The organism is Oceanobacillus luteolus (assembly GCF_023715655.1).
Lineage (GTDB): Bacteria > Bacillota > Bacilli > Bacillales > Amphibacillaceae > Oceanobacillus > Oceanobacillus luteolus.
The window spans coordinates 43,170-66,182 of the sequence record NZ_JAMBON010000014.1 but is presented as its reverse complement, the minus strand read 5'-3'; the positions used below and the strand labels follow the sequence as shown (position 1 = coordinate 66,182).

Below are 23,013 nucleotides of genomic sequence, written 5' to 3'. Positions count from 1 at the left end.
TGCTTCACGAAGCTTACACCTTTGAATCTACCCTAATAAAAAAGAGCCCATGCAAAAATAGGCTCAATTTTATTTTACGATTTCCCAGTCTTCTGCCAGCAAATCGCAAACGGTCGGGGTAAACATTGTATACCCTTCCCCTTCTACATTTATTAATAAATATGGATTCAACTTTTCACCATCAATTTCACTTTCTCCAACAAGCTTCACATAAAGTTCTGCACCTGGCCAACCAGTACGGATCACTTTTTCGCCCGAACGTAAACGCGGTAAAACTTCTTCAAACTTCATTCGAACCATCCTTTCTTATAGTAGAAGTATAGAGGATTGATTGTGGAATTTCAAATAACGTAATGCACCGAATTTGAAGGCCTTCAAATTTTCGGGCGTTTGTAACATCTATGAGGTACCGAATGAGAGCATTATCTAATTTTTCGGGCGTTCATTGCAACCTTGAGCAACCGAACTAGAAAATCATTTTAGTTTTCAGGCACTCATAACGGCTTTGAAGTACCGTATGAGAGCACTATCTAATTTTTCGGAGGTTCATTGCACCCTTGAGAGACCGAACTAGAGAATCACTTTAGTTTTCAGGCACTCATAGCGGCTTTGAGGTACCGAATGAGAGCACTACCTAATTTTTCGGGCGTTCATTGCAACCTTGAGCGACCGAACTAGAGAATCACTTTAGTTTTCAGGCACTCATAACGACTTTGAGGTACCGAATGAGAGCACTACCTAATTTTTCAGGCGTTCATTGCAAACTTGAGCGACCGAACTAGAGAATCACTTTAGTTTTCAGGCACTCATAACGGCTTTGAGTTACCGAATGAGAGCACTATCTAATTTTTCGGGCGTTCATGAGAAACCAAACAAGAAAATAAAAGTTTGTCCGTAGTGCACAGCACAAAAAACACCCGCAAGCCACCTTCTTCCCTTTAGAGGATAGGTAAACCATGCGAGTGCTTTATTCATTTAGACGCTAGCCAATAACTTTTGCTCTTCTGTGTCATTATGCAACTTTAATACTTCTGACGTGGTTTCTTTCACTTCACGTAAAAGCTCTGGGTTTTCACGCAGCAGCTGCCCAAATGATGGAACCATTTCTTTAATTTTCGGTTCCCATTCTTCCATTTGGTCTGGGAAGCAGCGGTTTAAGATATCCAACATGACATGAACGGCTGTAGATGCTCCCGGTGATGCACCGAGTAATGCAGCGACTGTCCCGTCTGCTCCAGTAATGACTTCTGTTCCGAATTGCAATGTTCCTTTTCCACCGTGGTCGGTATCTTTAATCACTTGCACACGCTGACCGGCAACAATGAGATCCCAATCTTCGCTCTTCGCATTAGGAATAAACTCACGAAGTTCTTTCATGCGTTGTTCCTTCGACTGGATCACTTGAGTGACCAGATATTTAGTCAATGGTAATTCCTTTGCTCCAGCAGCAAGCATCGTAAAGACGTTGCTCGGTTTAACGGAAGTGATTAAGTCCATGTTTGAACCGGTTTTTAAGAATTTCGGTGAGAAACCAGCATACGGACCAAATAATAATTGTTTTTCGTTATTAATAAATCTCGTATCCAGATGTGGCACGGACATCGGCGGAGCTCCAACTTTTGCTTTTCCATATACTTTCGCATGATGCTGCTCCACAACTTCCGGATTGTTACATGCCATGAAGATTCCGCTGACCGGGAAACCTCCGATATGCTTGCTTTCTGGAATCCCTGTTTTTTGGAGAAGATGCAGGCTTCCACCTCCGCCGCCGATAAAGACGAACTTGGCGAAATGACACTCCGTCTTACCAGTAGCACAATTTTTCACTTTGACTTCCCAGCCGTTTTTCTTGCGTTTCAAATCTTCTACTTCATGGTTATATTGGACATTCGCTCCAGTTTCTTCCAGATGTTCAAAAAGCTTCCGTGTTAAGGCACCGAAGTTGACGTCCGTTCCGCTATCAATCTTCGTAGCAGCTATTCCATCTTCAAGTATCCGATCATTCATGACAAGCGGCATCCATTCTGCAAGCTTTGCAGGATTCTCGGTGTATTCTATATCTTCGAAAAGTGGGTTTGTCTTCATTTCTTCATAACGTTTTCTTAAAAATTCCACGTTATTTTCGCCTTGCACTAAACTAATATGCGGCAATGCACGGATAAATTTCTCCGGCTCACTTAACAACCCTCTTTTTACGAGGTAAGACCAAAATTGTAAGGAAACCTGGAATTGCTCGTTGACATTGTTTGCTTTCGTCATATCGATTGTTCCATCCGGTTTTTCCGTAGTATAATTCAACTCACATAATGCGGCATGCCCTGTACCAGCATTATTCAATTCATGCGAACTTTCTTCCCCAGCTTTATCAAGCTTTTCAAACACGGTAATATCCCATTCTGGTGCCAACTCCTTCATCAAAGTACCTAGTGTTGCACTCATGATCCCCGCACCAATTAAAATAACATCTGTGCTTTCCCTTTTAGTCATACTATCCTCTTCCTTATCTGTTTTTTAAAATGAAAGTGCTTCCACAATTAATTTTTAAAAAAACATCGACGGATGCTACCTATATTTCTTTATATTTATAACACTATTATTTTATCATATTCCCTCTTCTCTAACCACAAATTCCGTTAAAAACAATATTTTCTGGATAGAAATGGTTCATCTTAGGATGGACCGTGAATGAACTGGAAATATCACTTTTTTAGGCTACTGACAAAAGGGGGTAATCATTGTACAATGGGAGTTGAAGTGCTTAATTATAATTCTATATTAAATATATGCAATGGAGAGGGATGCAGGAATGGAAGTACGTGTGGAAAAAGACTTTTTAGGGGAAGTGCAAATACCTGATGCAGCTTATTACGGAGTACAAAGCGTCAGGGCGCGGGACAATTTCCCGATCACTGGTTATAAAGTGGATGAAACCCTCATCCGTGCGGTTGGATATGTGAAAAAAGCGGCTGTTATGGCTAACGCTGAACTTGGGCAGCTTGATAAGAAACTCGCTGAAGCAATCAAGCAAGCGGCTGAAGAAGTAATTGCAGGCAAATTTAATGACCAGTTCATCGTAGACCCGATTCAGGGTGGTGCCGGTACATCTTTCAATATGAATGCGAATGAAGTGATTGCAAATAGAGCGCTTGAAATTCTAGGCGAGGAAAAAGGAAACTATCAGTTGGTCAGCCCGAATTCCCATGTCAATATGGCTCAGTCGACAAATGATGTATTCCCTACAGCAGTAAATATCGCCCTTATAGATAGGTTGCATGGGCTAGCAGAAAAACTCGCAGATCTTGTAGAGGCCTTCAAGAGCAAATCACAAGAATTTGACCATGTGATTAAAATGGGAAGAACTCATCTGCAAGACGCAGTGCCGATTCGTCTCGGACAGGAATTTATCGGTTATTATTCTGTGATGCAGCGTGACTTGGAAAGAATCAGCAGCTCGATGAAAGGCCTGCGCTCTGTCAATATGGGCGGAACTTCGGTTGGTACAGGTCTGAACGCGTTACCGGAGTATACAGAAAAAGTTGTTGAGTATTTAACGGACCTCACCGGCTTTGAAATAAAAAGCAGTGAAAGTTTAATAGACGCAACCCAAAATACCGATGTGTACACTGAAGTTTCAAGCATGCTGAAAATCCATGCTCTCAATATATCAAAAATCGCAAATGACTTGCGTTTAATGAGTTCTGGCCCGACTGCCGGTTTTGGTGAAATCAACCTGCCAGCACGTCAAAGTGGTTCTTCCATTATGCCAGGAAAAGTAAATCCAGTTATCTGTGAAGTTATCAACCAAATCGCTTATCAAGTCGTTGGAAACGACACAACAATTGGAATGGCGGCAGAAAACGGACAGCTGGAGCTAAATGTGATGAAGCCAGTACTTGTGTTCAACTTGCTGGAGTCGATCTCCATTTTAGAAAATGGACTACGTATCTTTAGAGAATATGCGATCGAAGGAATGACAGCGAACATTGAACATTGCCGCAATATGGTCGAGCGCAGTATTTCTCTTGTTACAGCAATCAACCCGTATGTCGGTTATGAAAAAGCAACAGAAGTGGCACGTATCGCCCTTGAAACAAACCGCCCAATCCGGGAGATTTGTATCGATAACGGAATTCTTACAGAAGCAGAAGTAGATATGATTCTTGATTTGAATAATCTAACTTCCCCAGGAATTGCTGGTAAAGATAAAGTATACGCTGGTAAATAAATATACGAAGTAAGGGCAATCAAAGATGACTTTGATTGCCCTTATTATTTCTTAACGTAATCGCGAGGTTCCTTTATTTCCCAAAATGATTCGGAAGATGACAACTTGTATGGCTGCTTCCTTCCTGTTTCATTCCCCAATACATATGCAAAAAGTACGATACCCGTTTACAACTAGGATGGTTTTTTATATTTTTAAGCAGGCCTGCTTTGACAGCTTCGCTAAGAAATGGTTGATTCAATTCTTCTTTTAGCAGCAATAGAGACTCCCTTTCAATTGACTCATGGACGTAAGCTAGCGCATCATCTATGGACTCCATCACTTTTTCAATCGTCAGCGAACCTTTGGATGGTTCCCTTAAAAGGAAAAATATTTCCGAAGTGATGGCTGGGAGTGTCATATGATTAGCCAATACATTCGTTTTCTCAACGAGTGACTCTGCCAAGTATTTATTGTTCAATGGTAAGTTGCCGAACAACAGCAATTCCATATAACTTTTCATTAAACCTTGAATTGCGTATACTAAATCGTATTTCGTCGTAGCCACACTTTCTCCATACACATTCTCCAACATGACCAATATCGAGTTTTGAATCATTTCATTATAGCAAAGAATCTGGGCAAGAAACTCCTCGTTAAAGAAATGTGTTTGCTCCTTCACGAAAATCTTGGCAAAGCCCGATTGGTCGGAAAAACTCTCTAAATGATAAAAATAAAAATTATACAGTAATTGTTCCGGATCACTTTCGCTGACCAGCTGGTCAACATCAGCGACAAAAGTCTCGAGGTACTCATGAATCATCTCCGAAATCAACTCGTCCTTTGACTTGAATGAAAGATAAAACGCACCCTTTGAAATGCCGGAGTGTTCAGTTATTTCTTGCACTGAAGTAGCAGAAAATCCTCGCTCAGCAAACAGCTCCAATGCCTTTTCCATAATCAGCTCTCTTTTTTCCACTTTACCGTCCCACTTTCCGCTATTATCGTTGACTTATGACCCAATAGTCATTTATTATAAGAAAATGAGTTTATAAAGTCAATTAAGGTAGGTGCAACATGAAAGGTATTGTCAATTTTGTAATGAAGAATAAACTTGCCGTATGGCTGTTGACCATTATTGTTACAGCTGGCGGTATTTATGCCGGTACGCAAATGAAAACCGAATCGATTCCGGACATCTCCATTCCATATTTAATGGTAATGGATGTTTATCCTGGGGCAACAGCTGAACAGGTGATGGATGATGTTACGATTCCACTAGAACGGGCGATTGAGGACTTGGAGGATGTGAAGAATTTATACTCCACTTCATCTGCCAGTCTTTCTAATATTCAAATTGAATACGAATATGGCGTGGATATGGATGAAAAACGCCGACAATTGCAAGATATAGTAGAAAATGTCACTCTCCCAGATGATGCTCAAGAACCATCGATAACTGCAATCAGCATGGATATGATGCCAGTCGTTGCGTTAAGTATCAGCAGTGAAACGGAGGATATTGTTGAACTGACATCAACCGTCACGAACGTTATCCTTCCTAAGATTGAAAAGCTGGATGGTGTAGCATCGGCTACCATGACTGGTCAGCATGTGGAAGAAGTACAACTGACTTTTGACCAGACGACTCTAGAAGAGCTTGATCTTACGGAGGATTCTGTTAAAGATATCATCCAAGCAAGTGACCTGGATATATCCCTCGGATTATATGAATTTACGGAAGGGGAACAAGCCGTATCTGTAGATGGTAAATTCATGACCGCCGAAGATCTGAAAGAAATGATTATTCCTGTTACACCAACAGAGACGAATCCTGAACCATTTATCGAGCTTGGTGAGATTGCCGATATCGAAACCGTTGGTCAAGTCGAATCCGTTTCCCGGACGAACGGTGAAGATGCGATTGCAATCCAAATTGTTAAAGGCCAACAAGCAAACACAGTCGATGTTGTAAATGCTGTAAAAGAACTCATGGATGAAGAACAAGAGCGATTGGATGGCCTAGTCGTTGATATTTCCCTTGACCAAGGACAACCGATTGAAGACTCCGTGAGTACGATGGTAGAAAAAGCATTATTTGGTGGTTTAATTGCCGTTATCATCATTTTACTTTTCTTACGTGATATCAAGTCAACGGTCATTTCCATCATTTCTATTCCAGTTTCCATTTTTATAGCTTTCCTTATTTTAAACTACCTCGATATTACGATGAACATTATGACACTCGGGGCAGTTACGGTAGCAATCGGTCGGGTAATTGATGACTCAATTGTCGTAGTGGAAAATATATATCGACGTCTGCATTTGAAAGACGAGAAACTAACAGGACGGGCATTGATTCGTGAGGCTACGATTGAAATGTTCAAACCAATCCTTTCGTCCACTCTAGTAACGATCGCGGTATTTGCACCAATCGCATTTATGGGTGGAATGGTCGGTGAGCTATTCATGCCATTCGCATTAACGATGTCCCTCGCGTTGCTTGCTTCTTTACTTGTGGCGATTACCATTGTACCTTCCCTATCCCATACGTTATTTAAAAAGAAATTATATGGTGACCGGACGGTAATCAAACATAAAGAACAAGGGAAATTTACTCAAGGATATAAAAAGGCCCTGAATTGGACTTTAAATCATAAAATTATTACGTCCATCACAGCAATTTCTTTACTCGTTGGAAGCTTACTTCTAACACCACTCATCGGATTCAGTTTCCTAGGCAGTGAAGAGGAAAAAGTAATGTACCTCACCTACTCCCCAGAACCTGGTGAGCTAATGGAAGACACGTTAGAATATGTTGGTGAAGTGGAAGATAAACTAATTGACCGTGAGGATACAGAAATCATTCAGCTTTCTGTCACAGACTCCTCTGATCCACAAGCCGCTATGATGGGTGCTGGTGGAGGAGCGTTGATATTCGCAACGTTTGATAGTGAGATGGAGAATTTCTCTGAAGTAAAAGAGGAAATTAAAGACGAACTATCAGAAATTGACCACCCTGGTGAGTGGATCAGTCAAGACTTCAGTGGAATGAGTATGTCATCCAATGAACTCAGCTATACATTTTACAGTGAGAATTTAAATGATTTAAATAAAGCTGTCGAAATGGTTGAGGAAGAAATGGCTGCTAATGACCGCTTGACAGATGTAACCTCAACAGCAGAAAGCACATATGTCGAACACATATTGAACGTAAATCAGGCGGAACTATTACAATATGGCTTAACGACAGGTCAAGTAGTCGGGGCGCTAAGTAGTACTGGTTCCCAAGAAGTGATCACAACTGTTGAAAAAGATGGAGATACATTAGATGTCATTGTTCAGCAGGAGGAACAGACCGCTGTCACATCGATTGATGAGTTACTGGAAACACCGATAGCAATTCCTGCTGCACCTGGTACAGAGCTTCCATTATCGGATTTGGTGACCGTTGAAGAAGATGCAACAGTTGCTTCGTTATCAAGAAGTAATAACCAATATTACGCTTCAGTATCTGGGACGATTTTGGATCAAGATATTTCTCAAGTGACATCTGAAATGGATGAAGCTATTGAAGCAATGGAATTACCAAAAGGTGTGGAATACGGCATCGCCGGGGTTGCTGCAGATATGGAGCAAACCTTTGAACAGCTAGCTGTAGCAATGCTTGCAGCAATAGCGATTGTCTACTTTATTCTTGTAGTCACCTTTAGCGAAGGTATTGCACCATTCGCTATCCTATTCTCCCTGCCATTTGCTGTCATTGGTTCCTTCGTCGGCCTATACCTGACAGGAGAAACAATCTCAGTAACGGTTATGATGGGACTTCTGATGTTAATTGGAATTATCGTCACGAACGCCATTGTTCTTGTCGATAGAATCATCAGAATGGAACGCAGTGGCATGACATTGCGAGAAGCAATCATTGAAGGTGGAGGAACTCGTCTCCGTCCAATCTTAATGACAGCTATCGCAACGATTGGAGCATTGATTCCATTGGCTGTAACCGGTGGTAGTGGACTTGTTTCAAGAGACCTAGGTATTACTGTTGTCGGCGGACTTGCTAGTTCGACATTCCTGACACTATTCATCGTACCGCTTGTGTATGAACTATTATCGAAGCTATTCAAAAAGGATAGAAAAAATATTATAGAAGATTAAACTTTAAGAGCGATCAGAAGTGGATTCTGGTCGCTCTTTTTTATAGCTTGAGGTTAGTAATGAATTCTTATTTTTGAATATCGACATTTAAATTGTGAACTTCAGCATTTATTTAAAGTACGACTTTTTCATAATGAACATTCTCTTTAGAAGTGACCCTTTTTAACCTCAGAACGAGTTTTCTCAAATTCCATTAAGGTCAGTCGTTCATTCACGATTATTTCTTTCGTAACTTTAAAACCGTTCTTTTTATAAAATTTAACTGCTGGGATATTTTTAGATGCTGTTGCAGTTTTTATTGTGATACCTAGATACTTTTCTTCGAGAAAGATAAACAGTTTTTGGGCAATCCCTCTTCCAAAATAATCAGGGTGAACAAACAGCCGATGAATATCGACTACCTCATTTACTTCTTTTATTGATAAAACGCCACAAAGTCTATCATTGTAAAAATAACCGTAAAATGTTTCTCCACACTGTTCTAATATATCGATTGTTTCTTTAAGTGGTGGTAGTTCCAGATAATTAATGATTTCCGCCTCTATTTTGTAAGAGGCTACTTGAAGCTCCAAGACCTCTTCAGAAATAGTACGGTCGCGGATATCGAGTTCTTTGATCAAGACACATCACCTTCTACAGTCATAATGAATCAGCTATTATCAGGAGCAGGCATCTTTAATTATACCTAATAGACGTTCTGCCTCAGCCTTCTCTATATTCTCAGCCAGCCTGGCGCCCGCAAGGATCGGCTCCCATTGTAAGATTTCGTCTCTAGAAAAATCACTCTTACTAAGATATACTCGCATATACATTTCAGCTAGCTCTGTGGAAAGCTGTGAGTACAAAAGGTATGTCCGACAAATGTCAGCACAGCTATCCCCTGCACTTGCATCTACCCAGTCTATTATTTTTACTTCATCATTATCTGTAACAATTAAATTAAAAAAGTGGAAATCTCCATGGCATAAACTATTGTTATTCGGCATGGATTCTAATTTGCGAACTAAACTAGTTTTATATTTTTCTTCGATGACAGCCTGCTTAATTTTACTCCTTAATTTAACCGCCATCGGTTCGAATGAATCAGCTGTAACGCTATGAATCTGTTGCTGCACGTCAATGGAGAGATCCATGTAATGCTCCGTTTGCTGTCTATTCTCAGATACAAGTTCACCAATTGTTTTCCCGTTGATATGCTCCATGACTATCGCTTGTTTCCCATGTACTTTCAAAACATCAATGACTCGGGGTACAGGAAGTCCTTTTGAATACACAAACTCCTGCTTTTTCGCTTCATAAACTGACTCTGTATCTGGTAAATGGTCTTTAAATACCTTGACAACCATACCCTCACAAAGATAGATCTCTGCAGTATTTCCCACTGCTATTGGTCCTTCTAAATTCATTTGCTTTCTCCTAATCCATACTCTATTGTCAAAAAAATGGGCCAATCAAGGAACTCCTGACTGACCCAAACGATGTATTATTTATCTGATTAAAATAATCCAAAATCAATTCCAGTAATAAAGTAAGTTGCGACTAACAACACTAGTAAATACCCTGAACTCAACCAAAACAAATCATATTTTGGCTTATCCACATTCATAAGGAAAAGATAAATATGAATCATTCCGAACAGCATGAGTCCGAATACATACATGATTAAAAAGAAATCAATCAGTACGAATCCGAAGAGGGTGAAAATTAAACAAAATACAAGGACGAACGGAATGTTGACGATAGCATATTTCGTTAATAATAATTGGTGATCCATTTTTCTGTTGCCGAAGTAGGATAGCATAAAGTACAAAGAAAAATACCCAATGGCAAATGTAGCGAGCCAACCTAGCATCGTAAGGAATAAAAAGTCGATTCCAATCGAGGGACCAAAGAGGCTTCCAAAGCCGCCGAACGCGTTGTCCATAAAGTTTTTAACACTAAAATAAGCAGATACCCCTACAAGTATAGTAAGGATTACAAAAATGATGACACTTGTTTCTATACTGATGGATCGATTCGAAACGATTAAGGAATGCGGTCTGAACACAGCATCCTTCACAATACTCTTCGATTCATTCATGCTCTTTCCAAAGTCAAAGTTGATTTTGTTTTGGGATTTTGTTTCTTGCTGATTAGAACTTTGTTCCATATTCGCTTGATGAGGGGTGTGGATCTCTGGTTGAGTGGTTGAAGCATGTTGATGTAATGTTTCTTCTTGGGGGTCAGTAATTTCCTCTTCCGTTTGATTTTCATTGTTTTCAGAATCAGGGTTTAAATTTTTGTCCATTCCTTTTCTCACCTTTCCTATTCATTTCTATCACTCTTTTAACCTATGTTCCTCTGGATTAAACATACAAGCTCCAGGTATTATACAAACATAACTTTTCACTATTTACAATAGACTTATGAATTAGGAGTAAGGTGGCAAAAAGGGGCAGTGTTAGTGTATCAACTCTCCCTGCCCATTTCCTGCATTATAATTTTTTAACAAATTCTGATTTTAACTTCATCGGCCCGAAACCATCAATTTTACAATCAATGTTATGATCGCCATCAATTAGTGTAATATTTTTCACTTTTGTTCCTTGTTTCAGCGGATTCGAGCTTCCTTTTACTTTAAGATCCTTGATTAAAGTCACGGAGTCTCCATCTGTAAGGATATTGCCAAATGCATCTTTCACAACTGACTCTGTTTCTTCTGTCTCTGCAGCAGGTGACCATTCATGACCGCACATTGGACAAACTAAAAGAACACCATCCTCATATGTAAGATCAGATTGGCACTCTGGACAATTAGGTAATTGACTCATATGTATCCCTCCATATTAATTTTAAATAAGCAGGCTTAGCTTTGATTCTCCCATGCTTTTAAGATTTTGTCTAATGTACATATCCGTCTATCCCCCATCCTGATAAAAGTCTGTAACTGCAGAATATTTTTTAATTTATCTAAAAATTCATTGACATGTATTGATGTATTAGTGTACTATACAAATAGTACACTAATTTTTGTTTTTAGGAGGCTAAAAATATGAACGCTTGGTTGGCTTTAACAAAGAAGGAATTGCGCCTTGGTTTACCCATATTCATCTTTGTTTTGATTCTCTATGCTGGAGTCATTGCCTTAGCTTATTACATTGGTTATCGTCTCGGCTTGGAAGAGGAACTCATCATGGGAGCATTAGGAGTTGTTCTTCTGTTCCACTTATTCTTCTTATTCCTCTACCTCCTCTATGCTTTGAATTCCGAAAGAAAGAGATTGCATCTATGGTTGCATACACCAATGCCAGTCACAGGTTTGCTCCTCTCTAAACTGGCAGCAGGCATCTTGTTTATGTCACTAACCTTTATTCCTATCGCGATATTTACAAATAATTTCTTCAGTGACCATTATAATTTTTTGACGGAGCAATCAACGATAAATCTTCTTGGACTATCCACCTTTGGAATTTACACCTCAGCCATTCGGATGGCGTTGACGTTCATGTTCTTTTGGTCAATCTTCCTGACATGTAGCCAGCGGATGAATGATTTCCTTAGTTTTTTAATTACATTTGCATCCTTCTTACTGTTCGGGTATCTTTACGACCAATTCGTCCATTTGTCATTCATTCAAATGCTCACAGATTGGGGAGCTATTTCAGCAAACGACGTCATTACAGGATTTGAGTTCAAGTTTACGATGACGGAAGATTATTTTGAAGCAGGAACAATGATGGATACTTCCATTTTCTATATTGGACATTTTATTAGGGATTCGATTATGGCAATCCTTATGTTTTTCGGTGCATGCTGGATCATAGACAAAAAAGTAGAGGTGTAGACATCATGGCAGAATTATTTCATTCATCTAAGCCTATATACGAACAAATTGCAGAAATGATTAAGAAACGGATTATCCGGGGTGAACTGACGGCAGGTGGTAAATTGCCATCCGTCCGCGAAATGGCAATTGAAGTAAATGTCAATCCGAATACGGTACAACGAACTTATAGGGAGTTGGAAACGATGGATATTGTTGAATCCAAACGTGGGCAAGGAACATTTGTTACAGAGGATACGGAAGTGATTGCATCCATACGTGAAGAAATGAAAAAGGAAATCTTAATGAATTTCACCAAGCAGATGTTTGAAATGGGCTATACAAAAGAAGAGATAAAACAGGGATTAACGGAATATTTAAATCGGAAAGGAGAATAAGCAGTGATTAAGTTGACGAATGTAACGAAAAAATACGGATCCCGAACTGCACTGAATCAAGTGGATTTGGAACTTGATCAAGGTAAATTGATCGGACTTGTCGGGGAAAATGGCAGCGGAAAATCGACTACTTTAAAGTTGATTGCCGGATTGATCCATCCGACAAGTGGTGAGATTACGGTAAATGGAGAAAAAGTGAATCGGCAAATCGCTTCTTCTGTTGCCTATCTGTCAGAGCTTGATGAATATTACCGCTTTTTTACTGTCAAGGATACGATTGAGTTTCATGCAAGTCAATTTGGGGACTTTGATATCGAAAAAGCATATGAGATCATGGATTTCATGAAGCTTGAACCGGAAAAGAAATTAAAACATCTTTCAAAAGGGAACCGTGGGCGGGTCAAAATCGTACTAACATTAGCACGCCATACTCCGGTAGTTTTGATGGATGAACCCTTTTCCGGCCTTGACCCGATGGTCCGGAATTCCATTGTAAAAGGATTGATTTCCTTTGTGGATTTGGAAAAGCAGCTCATCTTAATTACCACTCATGAAATTAGAGAAATAGAAAACATCCTGGATGAGGTAGTGGCTATAAAAGACGGTCACATTATTGGCCATCATAACGTCGATGACCTTAGGAAGGAAAACCAACTCAGCATTGTGGATTGGATGAACGAGATCTATGGATAGATGGGGAGTCCGTGTATATATCTCTAGTAAGTTTTTAAAGGCAAGCCCTGACTCCTCATCCATCGGCCTTAAACCAACTAAGTCTCAAGGCTGAGATAAAATAAATCTTTAGCTCATTATAGAATTTTTGTTTTCATTATAAGCTTAACTTAAGGATTAATTAGGGGATTGGGACAATAAAACAAACCATTGTCTCCAAAAAAATCAGGGGCGGGGGAAGTAAATGATTCGATTTATTTTAAACAGGAAGATTTTGGTCGGGTTGTTAACTATTTTAACGATTTTGGTTGGGGCCTATTCCATCACCAAGTTAGATGCGGAATTAATGCCGGAAGTTGATTTTGATGGTGCTTATGTCGCCATTAGTGCTGGGGATATGGCGGCAATTGAAGTGGAACGGCAGATTACTACACCATTGGAGCGAGCAATTCTTGGAATTGAAGGTGTAGAGGATGTTTTTTCTACAACAATGACTGGGATGAGCAATATTCAAATTATGATTGAGCAAGGCCGTGGTGAAGAAGTTTCCAAGGAAATCCAAACGACCACTACTACAATGACTGCCAATATTTCAGGAGTGACCGATGTTATCGCAGAGCAAATGAGCTTGAGTCAAAGCTATGAGTTTTTCATGGACATCTCCGACGGGGACATGAATGAAATGACAAGTTTTGCAGAGGAAGTCCTTGAGCCCCGTTTAGAAGATTTACCAGAAGTAAAAGATGTCGCTCTGATGGGTATCCAGGAATATGAAATGGTCATTTCCTTTAACAAGGATCGTTTGACAGAACATGGATTAGACAGTAACCAGGTGATATCGATTATCCAGCAGGCAAATACAGATGCAACATTAGGGGAATTCACTGCTGAAAATGAACAACCTGCAATACGTTTTGAGACCAATCTTTCTTCGGAAGAGAACATTGAAAATATAAAAATCCCAACACAGAATGGTTTAATCACCGTTTCTGATATTGCTCAAGTCTCTTTAGAGCCAATGGAAACATCTTCGTATGTCTGGAAAGAAGGATCGAAGGATTTTATTTTTGTCCAAGTCGGCAGATCTGCTGGTGTGACTCAAATTGAAATGGCCGATGCTGTAAGAACAGAAATTCAAAAGATAAAAGACGAAAATTTAGTGGATGGCTTTACGGTAAATGAGCTTGTCGCACAAGCGGATTATGTAGAAGATTCGATTAATGGGATAACGGAAAACATCATTATCGGAGGAATTATCGCAATTCTCATTCTACTTGTTTATCTGCGCAATATCCGAGCCACCGTCATTATCGCCATCTCGATTCCAACTTCCATTTTGTTGACATTTATGTCCATTTGGATGTTGGGTTATAGTTTCAATATGATGACATTAGTCGCCTTAGGACTTGGTGTAGGAATGATGGTCGACTCCTCCATCGTTATTTTAGAATCCATATTCAAGAAGAAAGAAATAGGACTTGATGCACGTCAAGCTGTCCTGGAAGGAACAAGAGAAGTAAGCTCTGCAGTCATTGCTTCCATACTCACGACAATCGTTGTGTTTATACCGATTGGATTAATGAGTGGTGATGTAGGTCAGTTCATGGTCATTCTGTTCGCTGTTGTTTCCGTCACATTGATCAGCAGTCTTCTCGTTGCTTTCACTATCATCCCTGCCCTTTCGGAAAAATTTTTGAAAGCACCGAAGAAAAAAGTAAAAGAAGGAAAACTGCTCCGAATTTATGACCGTATCATTTCTTGGATTGTAAAGAGAAAACGTCATAGCTTGGCCATGGTTGTCATCTTTATCGTCATGTTCGCTGGTTCAGTCTTTCTCTTATTCAAAATTCCAATGACGATTATGCCTGATATGCTAAATCGATATACAGAAATCTTGGTTGAATTGGAACCTGGGATTACACCAAATGAAAAAGAAGAACTCGTTTCACAAGCTACAAAAGAATTGAACCAAATTGACGATGTGGATACAAGCTATATCATGGACGATGGCACGCTGCTCTTCATGCTGATTAATATGACTAAAGATGAGGACATCACGAGAGAACAAAAGGAAGTCAATGAGGAAATCTTAAGAAGTTTACGTGGACTCACTGAAAATTATCCAATAGTAAGTGTTGAGAGAGCGATGGTAGCAACTGTTGGCCAACCAGTACAAATTCAAGTAAAAGGAGAAGAGTTTGATCAGTTGCTGGATATTGCCAATTCGCTTAAGGAAGAATTGAGTGATATTGAAGGCTTAGTTGGAATCAACACCTCGATGGAACGGACATCAATTGAAAAAGTAGTCGAATTGGACAGCAAGAAAATGGATGACGCAGGCATTTCTGAACTTCAATTGCGGGGAGCGATGGAAGAAGCATTTCTACAAATGCCAATTAGTGAAATCAGCACGGATGACCGTACCGTTCCATTGGTCGTAAAATGGAAAGATGAAGTCGTTTCAGAAGCAGAATTATTAGAATGGAAAATTCCTACAGCTCAAGGGGAAGAAAGTTTAGGCACATTCATCGACTTACAAAGTGTGGAAGTCCCAAATGAAATCTCTCATTTGGATGGGGAAAGATATATTACCGTATCAGCTGACATAGAGAATACAGATTTGGGAACAGTTAATCGGGAGATACAACAATTGCTTAGTGATTTTGAGACGCCAAATGGCTATACGGTTTCAACAGGCGGGGATATTGAAACTCAACAAGAGTTGATTTACGATCTCGCATTGATTTTGGTGATTTCTGTCTTCCTCGTCTATCTTGTTATGGCAGTACAATTTAATAACTTGGCACATCCACTGATTGTGATGTCCACCATTCCGATGGCATTCATTGGGGTTGTAGTTGGGTTGTTTGCAACACAACGAGAACTCAGCATTATGTCGGCGATGGGGATTTTGATGTTATTTGGAATTGTATTGAACAATGCAATCCTGCTAATTGACCGCACGAACCAATTGCGGAGAAAAGGAATGTCTGTGAATGAGGCGATTGTAAGTGCAGGTAAAGACCGAATCCGGCCGATTTTTATGACGACCTTCACAACAGTTGGTGGAATGATGCCACTCGCATTGGCAACCGGAACAACCGGGAATTATCAAGCACCTATGGCAACCGCCATCATATCCGGACTGCTTTTTGCAACGATGATAACTCTCGTATTAATCCCAGCAGTATATCGACTCTTCCATTCGTTCGGCAATGGCATTCGGAAATTGTTTAAACGGGAAAGGAAAAACAAAGTAATAGAAAGCACGAATGGACCGAAACCTATCGAACTCGTAAAATAAACTACAATATATTTAACATAAAATAATTAAGGGACGCGGGATATCCATCCAGCGTCCCTTTAAGAAGGGGGACTAAGGTTCGGAACATTTGTCCCATTTGTTTTTTTAGACAAATACTCCGAACTTTAGTCCGGTTTTTTTATAATAAACTTTTATTTGGCTTGCTATATGATTCTTTCAATAAATTTTTATTTACTTTACCGACATCTGTCTTCGGCAATTCCTCTATAAAAATAAATTGCTTCGGTACTTTATAACGAGTCAATTGCTCGTTACAATACGCTTCCAATTCTTCCGGAGTAAGTTTACTTTCACTTACAATAAATGCCGTTACCGCTTCTCCCCATTTTTCATCCGGCATTCCAACCACTGCCGCTTCTGATATGTCGGGATGAGATTCCAGCCAATGTTCAATCTCTAGCGGATAGACATTTTCGCCGCCTGTGATGATCATATCCTTTTTCCTTCCCACGATATATACATATCCGTCCGCATCCTGCCGTGCCAAATCACCGGTCCTGACCCATCCATCCACAAGCGTCTCCTCTGTTTCTTCTGGTCGGTTCCAATAATACATAAATGCATGATTCCCACGGACATACAGTTCCCCCACCTCATCTGTACCTGCATGTAACGAGTCTTCGGCTACAATTTTAATTTCATTAAACAGCATCGGTTTCCCTACCGAGCCCATCTTGTTCATAACATCACTCGGATCAATATAAAAGTTATTCGGACCCGCTTCGGTTAAACCATACCCCTCTTTAAAGACGATTCCTTTATCAAGGAAAGCCTGGTATACCCGAAGAGGACAAGGAGCACCGCCAGAAACGAACAGTTTCATACTTGGAAATTCAGTGGTTCTAAAGGTTTCTGATTCGATTATCATATGATACATCGTAGGCACTAACATGACAACCGTACATTGGTGCTTATTAATATCTGACATGACTTGCTCTGGGTCAAAGTCAGAACGAAGAACGACCTTTCCGCCGACTAATAATAGTGGCAGAGACAATACATTCAATCCACCTGTATGAAACATCGGTAAACATGTAAGTGTCACATCATCTTTTGTCAGTCCCCAACTCGTAATCGTATTTAATGCATTCCATAAAATCGAACGGTGTGACAGGATGACACCCTTTGGCCTTCCGGTCGTTCCTCCGGTGTAAATCATTGCTAGAGGATCAATCTCTTCCATTTTAGTTTCGGTATCTATAAATCCTGAAATGATCTCTTTTTCCAAGTAATCATCGTGCTCGATGATAAGTGTATTTACCTGATGATCACAAACTGCTAGTTTCGCTGCAAAATTGGGTGATGCACCTACTAGTATTGGAGCGGAATCATTTAGGCAATAATTCAACTCAGATGTTGCAAGCCGCCAATTGAACGGTACAAATATTGCACCTATTTTCATACAGGCAAAGAAAAAATCAAAGTAACTGATATCATTAGGTGATAGAAGACCAACTCGATCCCCTTTTTTCACACCTTTTGCATGGAATATTGCCGTAAGTTTCATTACTCGTTCGTGTAACTGTTCATATGTCCAAGACTTATTTGTCTTTGCATCAACTATAGCTGTTTCCTTCGGTGTGAGTTTTACCCGACCCTCAAACCAATTCACATCATTAACCATCCGAGACACCCCTTGCCAACGAATTAATTAACCATACTATAATCCAGCAAAGTTACAACGTAGTTACATGATTCAAAAAGCATATTTATCCATATAACCGAATCCGGACAATACGCTTCCGTCCGTGGCTCCGCATCCCCCGATACACCTTCGCTTTCCGTGGGCGGCTGGTGAGCCTCCTCAGGCGCAAGCGCCTTGCGGGGTCTCACCGATGCCTCTGCTCCCACAGGAGTCTTCGGTGTATCGGGGGATGCTCCGAGGAGAACAGTTAAATAGCTTATTTATAAATATTAAAAGAGATTCCTTTGTAAATAGTTTTGTAGTTTAATTCAATTAACTAATATTCTAATCTTCATTCTATATTTTAAATAAAATTCATTGCGTATAACCTGGCTTTAGCAGGGAGCAGTCCAAATACCCCGAGACTCCTGCAGCAAAGCAAGGAGGCTCACGGGCCGCCTGCGGAAAGCGAGGGGTATTGGACTGCGGACCTCGGATAGAAGCGTTGCTATTTCCAATTCAAGAAAGCAGGAATTTGGTTACTATTGTCGAATTAGTTAGGTAGAGATATTTAAGGAGGCATGTTGGTGGATAAATTATGGATTGACTCTTCAAAATAATACATTTTGAGGAGGATGAGGAAATGATAATTACTTATAAAACTGATAAAAATATAAACCGCGACCAATTGGAAAGCTTATATAATGACGTGGAATGGTATGCATATACAAAAGAAATGGAAGTTCTTCAACGTGCGCTGGAACAATCATTGGACGTCATCTCTGCTTGGGATGGTGAAAAACTGGTTGGACTTGTGCGTGTTGTGGGAGATGGATTAACCATTATTTATATCCAAGATATCCTTGTATTAAATGCATATCAAAACCAAGGTATTGCCAGTAGATTAATGGTACAAATCCTCGAGAAATATAAAGACGTTCGTCAAAAAGTTTTATTGACAGAGGAAGCCCCTGATGTAAGGCATTTTTATAAAAAGAATGGCTTTATATCCTGTGACCAAGGCACTCTGGTGGCATTTGCAAAGTTGAATTAAGAAGACGTGTAGAAAAGAATACGAGCAGTGCTGTTGGCCACTGCTCGTTTTTTATATTTGCTGCATCACATCATAATTCCGCCATCTACATGAAGAGCGTGGCCATTCACATAATCCGATTCATCTGACGAAAGGAAAAGATAAGCATTGGCGATTTCCTCTGGTTTCCCGAGGCGTTGCTGTGGAATTTGTGCCTTGATCTGATCAATTACTTTCTCGGGAACAGTATTTACCATGCTCGTTTCTGTAAACCCTGGCACGACCGCATTGACATTAATCCCTTTTCTCCCTAGCTCCTTCGCCCAGCTTTTTGTCATACCGATAATTCCCGACTTGGCCGCTGCATAATTCGTTTGTCCGACATTTCCATACACTCCTGAAACCGAAGAAGTGCTGACGATTTTACCTTTTCCTTGTTCGATCATATAGGGGATTACGGCCTTCGTACAATGGAATACGCCAGTCAGGTTTACGTCGATGACTTGCTGAAACTGATTGACCGTCATTTTTGCCAACATAGCATCCCTTGTAATTCCGGCATTATTGATTAAGATATCAATCTTGCCATATACATTTTTCGTTTCCTTGGCAAGGGATTGCACACTTTCCCAGTCGGAAACATCGACCTGGATAAATTTACAATCTATTCCTTCCCCTTGTAGGGCTCGTTCCTGTTCTTTTCCAGCCTTTTCGTCAAAATCTGCGAGCACCACTTTGGCCCCTTCTCTCGCAAAAACACGGACAGCTGCAAGTCCAATTCCATTTGCCGCTCCCGTAATTATGGCAACTTTACCATCCAATCTTTTCATCTACAAAACTCTCCCTTGTCTACTTCTAGCGAAGAAATGTTCCATCGTTTCGACCACTTGCGATAGATTATCGACTTGTGGGGAATGGCCGCAATTTTTAAGCTCAACTACTTCTGCCCGCTCACCAAAATCCTCAATCAACTCATCTGTCATATTTTTCGTAACGACCATATCATTATCTGCATATGCGATGAGCACCGGGATATTGATATCATCCACTTGATTGGTGCCTTCCACCAAGCCATTATGCACATTACTGATATTGAATGTATTTAACGCATGATAACAATCCACCAAATTCCGCTGATTCGTCATCGCTTCCAAATACTTTTCATAGCGAGCTTCATCCGGCTTTTTATTTACATAAATGACCATATCCCACATTTGTCTTAAAAAGTCATAATTCAGCGTATCATAAGCGGTCTGCACATATTTCGCCTTATCATCTTCACGAATCTCCTCCAACGTGCGCAGACGGTTTGCGACATCAGGCAAACCGTCTTCTCCTACTGGATAGTAAGGGTACCCGCGTGAAGAGCCGGAAGCAAATAGATATAAACGATTACAATATCCTGGATAATCCGCACAAAACTGCTGACTCACCGTACCACCGAGGGACCAGCCAACTAAACCGAAATCTTTCAATTCCAGTTCGTCTACAAATAACTTCAAGTCATCAGAAAAGTCTTTTATTCCCGTAATTGGTTGCTTGTAACTCGATTTACCAAATCCGCGCAAATCAATCGCATACACTTTGAAGTGAGGGTCCAGCTTTTCGATTACTACATCCCAGTGAACGGAAGACGTCATATTTCCGTGTATGAGTATGACCGGATCTTCACCACCATTTCTTTCCTGATAGTAAATCTCTTCACCGTTCGCTAACTCTACACTTTTCTCTTCAACCAACATGATTATCAGTCCTCCTTACTTTCCCCATTTAATGACATTTGCACCCCATGCATAACCGATTCCCGCAGAAACTAAGACAACAATGGAGCCATCTTTGAGCTTTCCTTCTGCTTCAGCAAGCTCTAATGATAATATTTGATCGATTTGCCCGATATGGCCATAATCCTCTAAATAAATCGATTGTTCAGCTGACAATCCAAGCTGATCCAGCACATAGTGATGTGCCGACCGTTTCATATGAAGGATGGCGACATAATCAACGTCTTTCTTTGTGTATCCGCTCTTTTCCAAAGCCTTCTCGATACATTGGATAAAATTGACCATTGATTTTTCTTCCAAGCGCGCCTTCATTCCGGCTGGATCCGGGACGTCAAAAAAGTGAAGACCGACCTCCGCCGCTTCTTGGCTGATAGGCTGTTTCGTCCCGCCTGCAGGGACAATCACATCTTCTGAAAAAGCACCATCGGTAATCAGATGCGATGTTAAGATCCGATTCTCCGCATGCCCCTTTTTCAGTACCAATGCGCCGCCCCCTGCAGCAAGATTAAACATAAACCGGGTACTGCTATTTTCATAGTTTATCAAGTCACCGTTCCGGTATCCCCCTGCAAGCAGTACCGTCTCGATTGAATCATCCTGAAGCATCATGTCTTTCGCAAGTTTCAATGCCATGACTGTCGTTCCACAGCGGAGAGCTGTATCAAAAGCCCACGCATTCGTCGCACCAATTTCATGCTGCAGTTTAATTCCCGCTGTCCAAACTGGATATTCCTTATACTCCTCACCAATATATATGACAAGATCGATTTCCTTCGGGTCAATCCCCGCTTTTTCAATCGCCTTATTGGCCGCTCTCACTCCCATTTCGACTGTATGATCATCTTCCCCAGGTATAGGTTTTTCCTTAATCCCCATCTTCTGTTCGACAACTTCTAATGGAAGTCCTGCTTTTTCGGCAATTTCCTCTGATGTCATCCGCTGCTCAGGTAGGTAGATTCCCGTACTTACAATCCCAATGTTCACAATATGTTCAAGCCCCTTTCCTATTTTCCTTCTTGCCGTCTGATTTTCGATTCGTTCGGAGCGCCCGCACTGGACGGTTCATAAACTTCGATTGAATAGTTCCGACAATCCCGAGCGGGAAAAAGATAACGACGAGGACATAGACGATTCCGTAAAGGATGATCCACCGTTCAAAAATCCAATGCACATCCGCCAGACCAGATAGCCAATGATGTGCAAATTCCACTAACCCTGCTCCGACAATCGGGCCAATCAATGTTCCAACTCCACCGATAATCGTCATGAGTAACACATCAATCGTCAGGTCTGTTGCAAACACTGCTGTATTTACAAATCGGAGTGACAAGGCATATAATACCCCTGCAAAACTAGCAACAACACCTGCGACAACACTTGCCAACACTTTATAATAAGTGACCTGAAAACCTAATGATTCTGTCCGATTTTCATTCTCACGGATTGCCATGAGCACCCGGCCAAATGGAGATCTTGTAAACCGTCTTAGCCCGAAAAATATCAACACCATCGACAGTAAGGAGAACCAATACATCGTCTCCGAATCACGGAAAAATTCGGGCAGGCTGAAAGTGAATCCGTCATTCCCTCCTGTAACCGAGCGCCATTTTTCCGCTAATACGAGGAATAATCCTGCAAGCGCCAAAGTGAGCATCGCATAGAAATGACTTTTCAGCCTAAGCGTGAGCGCTCCAACAATCAAACTTACAATTGCGGCAATAACTAATGCGATGATTGCTCCCAGAACGAAGGAACCAATCGTAGCATCCATCCGTCCAAGAGTAACCGCAGTGGAATAAGCACCAATCCCAAAGAACATGACATGTCCGAACGAAATGATACCTGTAAACCCTAGCAAAATATCATAACTCATCGCGAAAATCGCAAAAATGAAGATTTGAATGAAGATAAATTGCATACTTCTGCCCGTTACAATAAACGGAATAAAGATTAATAGAAAACTAATGGCTAAATAGATCCACGTACTCGTTTCCACACGACGTAAATTCACTT

General features: G+C 40.6%; 19 protein-coding genes. 7 read left to right on the top strand and 12 right to left on the bottom strand.

The features are described from left to right. Positions 1-69 precede the first annotated feature (69 nt). Positions 70-291, bottom strand: a complete 222-nt coding sequence (locus M3210_RS10410) for a DUF2829 domain-containing protein (RefSeq protein WP_251514089.1) — start codon at positions 289-291, stop codon at positions 70-72. Positions 292-975: 684 nt separating this feature from the next. Continuing rightward, complete coding sequence (gene mqo, locus M3210_RS10405) at positions 976-2,487, bottom strand: malate dehydrogenase (quinone) (protein WP_251514087.1); 1,512 nt, start codon at positions 2,485-2,487, stop codon at positions 976-978. A gap of 319 nt (positions 2,488-2,806) precedes the next feature. Between mqo and M3210_RS10400 the strand changes: the two genes are divergently transcribed. Continuing rightward, a complete protein-coding gene (locus M3210_RS10400) occupies positions 2,807-4,225 on the top strand; it encodes an aspartate ammonia-lyase (protein ID WP_251514085.1) in 1,419 nt (472 codons plus the stop codon). A 73-nt stretch (positions 4,226-4,298) separates the two neighbouring features. Here the strand turns inward: M3210_RS10400 and M3210_RS10395 are convergent, their stop codons facing one another. Further along, positions 4,299-5,183 carry a TetR/AcrR family transcriptional regulator gene (locus M3210_RS10395; RefSeq protein ID WP_251514083.1) on the bottom strand — a complete coding sequence of 295 codons (885 nt, stop codon included), beginning with the start codon at positions 5,181-5,183 and terminating at the stop codon, positions 4,299-4,301. A 98-nt stretch (positions 5,184-5,281) separates the two neighbouring features. Here M3210_RS10395 and M3210_RS10390 point away from each other — a divergent pair, with 98 nt between their 5' ends. Further along, positions 5,282-8,365, top strand: coding sequence for an efflux RND transporter permease subunit (locus M3210_RS10390; RefSeq protein WP_251514081.1), 3,084 nt, complete (start codon positions 5,282-5,284; stop codon positions 8,363-8,365). A gap of 146 nt (positions 8,366-8,511) precedes the next feature. On the opposite strand, the gene M3210_RS10385 is transcribed toward M3210_RS10390, so the two are convergent. From M3210_RS10385 to M3210_RS10370, 4 genes are all read right to left on the bottom strand, one after another. Then, positions 8,512-8,985 (bottom strand): GNAT family N-acetyltransferase, encoded by a 474-nt coding sequence (locus M3210_RS10385; protein ID WP_251514079.1) that lies wholly within the window; start codon positions 8,983-8,985, stop codon positions 8,512-8,514. Between the two features lie 39 nt (positions 8,986-9,024). Next, positions 9,025-9,771, bottom strand: a complete 747-nt coding sequence (locus M3210_RS10380; protein WP_251514077.1) for a phosphotransferase family protein — start codon at positions 9,769-9,771, stop codon at positions 9,025-9,027. A gap of 89 nt (positions 9,772-9,860) precedes the next feature. Then, complete coding sequence (locus M3210_RS10375) at positions 9,861-10,652, bottom strand: hypothetical protein (RefSeq protein ID WP_251514076.1); 792 nt, start codon at positions 10,650-10,652, stop codon at positions 9,861-9,863. 187 nt (positions 10,653-10,839) lie between these two features. Then, the gene (locus tag M3210_RS10370) at positions 10,840-11,175 is read right to left on the bottom strand and encodes a zinc ribbon domain-containing protein YjdM (protein WP_251514075.1); all 336 of its coding nucleotides are present in this window, start codon (positions 11,173-11,175) and stop codon (positions 10,840-10,842) included. A gap of 221 nt (positions 11,176-11,396) precedes the next feature. On the opposite strand from M3210_RS10370, the gene M3210_RS10365 reads away from it, so the two are divergent. The 4 genes from M3210_RS10365 (at position 11,397) to M3210_RS10350 (ending at position 16,541) form a co-directional block, all read left to right on the top strand. Further along, on the top strand, positions 11,397-12,188 hold the full coding sequence (locus M3210_RS10365; protein WP_251514072.1) for a hypothetical protein: 792 nt from the start codon (positions 11,397-11,399) through the stop codon (positions 12,186-12,188). A 5-nt stretch (positions 12,189-12,193) separates the two neighbouring features. Next, positions 12,194-12,565, top strand: a complete 372-nt coding sequence (locus M3210_RS10360) for a GntR family transcriptional regulator (RefSeq protein WP_251514070.1) — start codon at positions 12,194-12,196, stop codon at positions 12,563-12,565. A gap of 3 nt (positions 12,566-12,568) precedes the next feature. Further along, the gene (locus tag M3210_RS10355) at positions 12,569-13,258 is read left to right on the top strand and encodes an ABC transporter ATP-binding protein (protein ID WP_251514069.1); all 690 of its coding nucleotides are present in this window, start codon (positions 12,569-12,571) and stop codon (positions 13,256-13,258) included. A 223-nt stretch (positions 13,259-13,481) separates the two neighbouring features. Next, positions 13,482-16,541 carry an efflux RND transporter permease subunit gene (locus M3210_RS10350; RefSeq protein WP_251514068.1) on the top strand — a complete coding sequence of 1,020 codons (3,060 nt, stop codon included), beginning with the start codon at positions 13,482-13,484 and terminating at the stop codon, positions 16,539-16,541. A gap of 139 nt (positions 16,542-16,680) precedes the next feature. Here the strand turns inward: M3210_RS10350 and M3210_RS10345 are convergent, their stop codons facing one another. Continuing rightward, positions 16,681-18,186, bottom strand: coding sequence for a class I adenylate-forming enzyme family protein (locus M3210_RS10345; protein WP_251514067.1), 1,506 nt, complete (start codon positions 18,184-18,186; stop codon positions 16,681-16,683). 643 nt (positions 18,187-18,829) lie between these two features. Between M3210_RS10345 and M3210_RS10340 the strand changes: the two genes are divergently transcribed. Next, positions 18,830-19,240, top strand: a complete 411-nt coding sequence (locus M3210_RS10340) for a GNAT family N-acetyltransferase (protein ID WP_251514066.1) — start codon at positions 18,830-18,832, stop codon at positions 19,238-19,240. Between the two features lie 65 nt (positions 19,241-19,305). Here the strand turns inward: M3210_RS10340 and fabG are convergent, their stop codons facing one another. From fabG to M3210_RS10320, 4 genes are read right to left on the bottom strand one after another with little or no spacing between them, the layout of a single operon-like run. After that, positions 19,306-20,049 (bottom strand): 3-oxoacyl-ACP reductase FabG, encoded by a 744-nt coding sequence (gene fabG / locus M3210_RS10335; protein ID WP_251514065.1) that lies wholly within the window; start codon positions 20,047-20,049, stop codon positions 19,306-19,308. Next, a complete protein-coding gene (gene phaZ, locus M3210_RS10330; RefSeq protein ID WP_251514064.1) occupies positions 20,050-20,961 on the bottom strand; it encodes an intracellular short-chain-length polyhydroxyalkanoate depolymerase in 912 nt (303 codons plus the stop codon). It lies immediately after the preceding gene. A gap of 15 nt (positions 20,962-20,976) precedes the next feature. Beyond that, positions 20,977-21,984, bottom strand: a complete 1,008-nt coding sequence (locus M3210_RS10325; RefSeq protein ID WP_251514063.1) for a 3-oxoacyl-ACP synthase — start codon at positions 21,982-21,984, stop codon at positions 20,977-20,979. Positions 21,985-21,991: 7 nt separating this feature from the next. Further along, positions 21,992-23,011: a branched-chain amino acid ABC transporter permease gene (locus tag M3210_RS10320; RefSeq protein WP_251514061.1), complete on the bottom strand. Its 1,020-nt coding sequence runs from the start codon at positions 23,009-23,011 to the stop codon at positions 21,992-21,994. Between the last annotated feature and the right edge of the window lie 2 nt (positions 23,012-23,013).